Source organism: Pontibacter rugosus, from assembly GCF_042678745.1.
GTDB classification, from domain to species: domain Bacteria; phylum Bacteroidota; class Bacteroidia; order Cytophagales; family Hymenobacteraceae; genus Pontibacter; species Pontibacter rugosus.
On record NZ_JBHTLD010000300.1, the window covers coordinates 1 to 4396 of the forward strand.

At 40.7% G+C, this 4396-nt stretch carries 4 protein-coding genes and 1 tRNA gene; 2 read left to right on the forward strand and 3 right to left on the reverse strand.

Annotation, left to right across the window (positions count from 1 at the left end; all coding sequences use genetic code 11):
• Positions 1 to 114 precede the first annotated feature (114 nt).
• Together hscB and ACFQ2O_RS20185 are read left to right on the forward strand one after the other, a co-directional pair.
• Positions 115 to 651 carry a Fe-S protein assembly co-chaperone HscB gene (hscB, locus tag ACFQ2O_RS20180; protein ID WP_377532318.1) on the forward strand — a complete coding sequence of 179 codons (537 nt, stop codon included), beginning with the start codon at positions 115 to 117 and terminating at the stop codon, positions 649 to 651.
• Positions 652 to 662: 11 nt separating this feature from the next.
• Positions 663 to 746: transfer RNA gene (locus ACFQ2O_RS20185), tRNA-Leu, on the forward strand.
• Positions 747 to 1031: 285 nt separating this feature from the next.
• Here the strand turns inward: ACFQ2O_RS20185 and ACFQ2O_RS20190 are convergent.
• The 3 genes from ACFQ2O_RS20190 to ACFQ2O_RS20200 all read right to left on the reverse strand — a co-directional run bounded on the left by ACFQ2O_RS20190 (position 1032) and on the right by ACFQ2O_RS20200 (position 4335).
• On the reverse strand, positions 1032 to 1574 hold the full coding sequence (locus tag ACFQ2O_RS20190) for a hypothetical protein (RefSeq protein ID WP_377532321.1): 543 nt from the start codon (positions 1572 to 1574) through the stop codon (positions 1032 to 1034).
• Between the two features lie 8 nt (positions 1575 to 1582).
• Positions 1583 to 2776 carry a helix-turn-helix domain-containing protein gene (locus ACFQ2O_RS20195; RefSeq protein WP_377532324.1) on the reverse strand — a complete coding sequence of 398 codons (1194 nt, stop codon included), beginning with the start codon at positions 2774 to 2776 and terminating at the stop codon, positions 1583 to 1585.
• A 686-nt stretch (positions 2777 to 3462) separates the two neighbouring features.
• Complete coding sequence (locus tag ACFQ2O_RS20200; protein ID WP_377532327.1) at positions 3463 to 4335, reverse strand: alpha/beta hydrolase; 873 nt, start codon at positions 4333 to 4335, stop codon at positions 3463 to 3465.
• Positions 4336 to 4396 lie beyond the last annotated feature (61 nt).

Below are 4396 nucleotides of genomic sequence, written 5' to 3' on the forward strand. Positions count from 1 at the left end.
ATTAAAAAGAATAAAATAACAGAACGCTATATTTCGCTGCGGGTTGCTTCAAAACAATAATGCGCCACTTTCTGTACCTTTGTAAAGCAATTCATACTAAAACAGCTTTTGTAGATGAGCAACTACTTCGAATTTTATAACATACCAGAAAGCTTTCTGTTAGATGAGAAAGCCCTGAAGACCACATATTATAAGCTGAGCCGCGAGTACCACCCTGACTTTTTTGCCAACGAGCCGCAGGAAAAGCAGCAGGAGATACTGCAACTCAGCACCCAAAACACCAACGCCTACCGCACCCTCTCCGACCCAGACCTGCGCATGCAGTACATCTTAAAAGAGCACGGCCTGCTGGAAGAAGGCGGCAAAAACGAACTTCCCTCCGACTTCCTGATGGAAATGATGGAGCTGAACGAAGAACTGATGGAACTGGAGTTCGATTTTGATGCCGACAAACTGCACGAGATAGGCGAAAAAAGTAGCGGTGTGATGGCACAATTAGAAAATGATGTGCTGCCTGTGTTACAGCGATATCCTGAGCTTCATGGAGTTACAAAAGAAGAGGCCCTGAAGCAGATAAAAACTTACTACCTAAAGAAGAAATACCTATTGCGCATTCAAGAAAGTTTATCTAAGTTTGCATCTCGTTCCTGACAGAGGAACAAGCCTTGGTGGCGGAATTGGTAGACGCGCTGGTCTCAAACACCTGTGAGGTTACACTCGTGCCGGTTCGACTCCGGCCCAAGGTACACTTTATTAAGCAGAAAGCCCTGTGAATCAAAGATTCACAGGGCTTTCTGCTTAATAAGATTAGGGGTATTTATGTCATTTAACAAGTGCTTTTAAATTAAACTGAGGCACTTTGGGAGAAGAAATATCAAAAAAAATTCCCACTGGTTTCCCACTACTTTATTAAAAGCAGCTTCTTGGACAATAAAAGAAGATATTCGACTTCGATACTACTTCTTTTAGTACCTCTATAAAGTAACAGTCTGGCAATGGACCTGCTACTTTATAGTACAGTAGATCTTCAACTATTCTTCTTGGACATAACCACGCTGAATATTTAAGTCTCTAAATTCAATAAATATATCAAAGGTTTGAGCACCATTAACAGCCCATCTCTTTACTTTATCTAGAGCAACGACAAGTTCAGTATCAATCAGAGCCTGCCGGCCATCACCGTGCCTGATTCCTTTAGAATCCTTATGCTTTCCTTGTGTTAAAAAAATATTTTTTTGCTCATAAATCATATCTCTTAAGGGCTTGTTTTCTTTTCCCTGAGGCAGGTACGTCATGAGAACTCTTCTGATAGCATAATACAATCGATGGGATTCAGAGGGATTCTGCATGTTACCAAAGAACTCCTTAACTTCTTCATCTTCGAAGGTAGGTAAATCACCAAAGAAGTCTAGTTGATGAGAGTTAGCTCTGTCTGCCTCTTCGCTCATTCGCCTAATTTCTTCATCCCGATTTATTCGGCTTTCTCCATCAATTTGAGAATTGATATCATCATCATCTCTATTCATTTCACTATCGTCCATTTCTGGATCATCAAACTCATCAAAATCTTTCATAAGAGTATTTATTTTTTTTCTAAAACAAGTTTTGCCTGATCTGCTTTTTTAGAAAGCGTTTCATTATAGCTTGACCAATCAACCGCTGAAATCACTTCGTAGGCATCCTTAGAATTCGGCAAGTATTTAACATAGAACTTATACTCATCAGATGCCGAGTTATACAAGTAAAACTGATATATGATTGAAGAATGTATTTGTAGTCTGCGAGCATACTCTTGTACCAAGTGTGGCGAGTTGATATAAGGCTTAATATAAATTAGCTTATCATCAGACAATAACATTCTTCTCGCAAAGCTGTCAGCTTCCTCTTCTATAAGAAACACATCAGATTCACCACTAACGTGATAGGCTGTTCTGGAGATTGTATCAAAATCATACAAAGCATGATGCAATTCATGCATAAGCGTAAACCAAATTGTTGCATAGCTTTGGCTAGTTAAGACTATACAAGGCTTATTATTTACAATAAAAGTACCTCCTTTAACAGAAGTCTTTGTTAAATATGGTTGTGCTATAACAGTTACTCCAGCATTATAGAGTGCTCTTACTACAGTAAGTAACCCTTTATTCACATCTTGAGTGTATGGTCTAATTTTAGGAATAATCCCCATTACCCTTTCCCTGTCATAAGGATTAGGATTGTTGATTCTCTTGAATTGTATATATGCTGATTTAACCCATAACTCCCTCATCTTGTCATGGGATTTCCTTGCGTTACGACTAAAAAGCGCAGATCCTACTTCAGTTTCATAGTCTAAAATATTATCTAAGCCGAGAAATGTTTTTAGCCTATACTCAACATCTTCTAGATCAGCAACAGACTTTATAAACCCACATCTTTTTAATCCTTCTAAATCGAAATTCTTAACAATGAAAGTAGCCTTCGCTGAATTCTGTAATGCCTTTACTTCATCTACCTGGATATTTGCAACATAAGTCTTAATGATTTTATCCATACTGAGACCAAGAAACTGCTGGATTTTCAACAGTGTTAAAACGTCCAGTTTTTGAGCTTCCCCATCAAGCATTCGAGTAACAGATGTCCTTTGTAGACCAAGTATTTGACTAAGCTGTCGCTGAGATATACCGTACTTTTCGCATTGCTGCTCAATTAACAAGTTTAAACTTGGCGATACACCTTTTGCTAAATGCTCATAAACATTATCGAGCAGCTGCTTTTGTATTTCTTCTTCGCTCATATGCACAATTTTATTCAGCAAATATAAGCATATATTTCACATTAGTTGATTAGTGGAACAATTTTGTGCCAATAATAAAAATAACTTTTTATCTCTAACGTCGATACCACAAGTTGATGGTATTTAATCTTTTCTTAGTTCTTTCACGAAGTATGCATCTATTGTGCATACCTGCACAATATTTTATGCACAGGCTTTTCCATTTTTGTATCTATGAAATAATATATCGCGGGGATACTTAAAGATTTATAAGCAAATTTTCCCACTTTCTTCCCACCTAGCATTTATATAGTTTGATTGTCAATAAGATACATGGAGTCAAGTACGCCGGCCCAAGGTACAGAATAAAAAAAGCCCTGTAAGTTGATAGCTTACAGGGCTTTTTTGTTTTCCGGGGACGGAATAAATCTTTTTATATTGTCAGTAATGGGTATTAGCAATTTGTAATAGCAAACACCCTAATAATATATCTCAATGGATAGAGAGTTCAATAGAGAAGAGCACGTTTATACATCAGAAGCTTTTGAAGAAATTATAAAAGATACGCTACGCTTTTTCAATGTGCCTCGCCCTGAAAAAAGTTGACAGTTTTTTACGTTAATGTATCATCAAGTTTACACATTACTGTGACGAAGCAAACTGTCGTATAAATTGCTAGCGCTGGTTTCAAATGAAAGAATGCATGCTCATTTATTGGGCTCGGGCCTGAGAAATCTGTTAACATCCAGCCAGTGCATGAAGGCATCGAACCAACGATTACTAGTCCGATCTGGGTTTCCAAGCCCGAAGCCATGCCCACCGTTCTGGTAGAGGTGGAACTCAACAGGTATGCCGGCTTTGTACCAGGAATCTACCACCCCGAACTGCCCACGGAAAAGGAAGTCATCGGTTGCGATTACATTGAACATGGGCGGAGCGTTTTTAGGCACTTCCACTGGCCCCATACCGCCATAGATAGGGCCTATAAAGGCCAGTTTCATGCTCTTGGAGTTTAGTGTTGCATGCATGGTAAGGCCGGCGCCCGCCGAAAAGCCAATCATGCCTATCCTCTTCGTATCGACACCCCATTCTTTGGCTCTTTTGAGAATTAGAGCGTAAGCAGCCTCGGCGTCTGCGAGCTGGTTAGACAAGTCCAGCTGCGGCATGCCTGGCGGGGTTGCACTTGCTAAAGTGTCAGAAGGCGCGGCCGCGGGAGGGCGATTCATCCAAGCTTTAAAGTCATCGAGCGATTCCGGAGTAGGATGAAGCCGGTATTTCAGAACAAAAGCAGCAATTCCTTTTTCAGAGAGCGCTTTGGCAACTTCCCAGCCCTCGTTGTCCATAGAAAGCCACCTGTAACCGCCGCCGGGTGCCACAATTACGGCTGTGCCATTTGCCTTGCCTTGGGCAGGCAGGAAGGGGGTTAAGGTGGCAGTTGAGATGTTTCGCGCCATAGGGTCGCCCCACTGGCGGAACCAAGTCTCAGGGGCCTTTTGGCTTTTTACACCACCTGTACCGAGCGGAATAGCATTCGGCTCGGCAGGGGCTTTTAGTGGATAAATGGTGCCATCCTGTGCCATTGCCGTAACAGACGAAACTAATAATATGGCTAGAATAAATCTGCTAACCAGTTTTATTGAA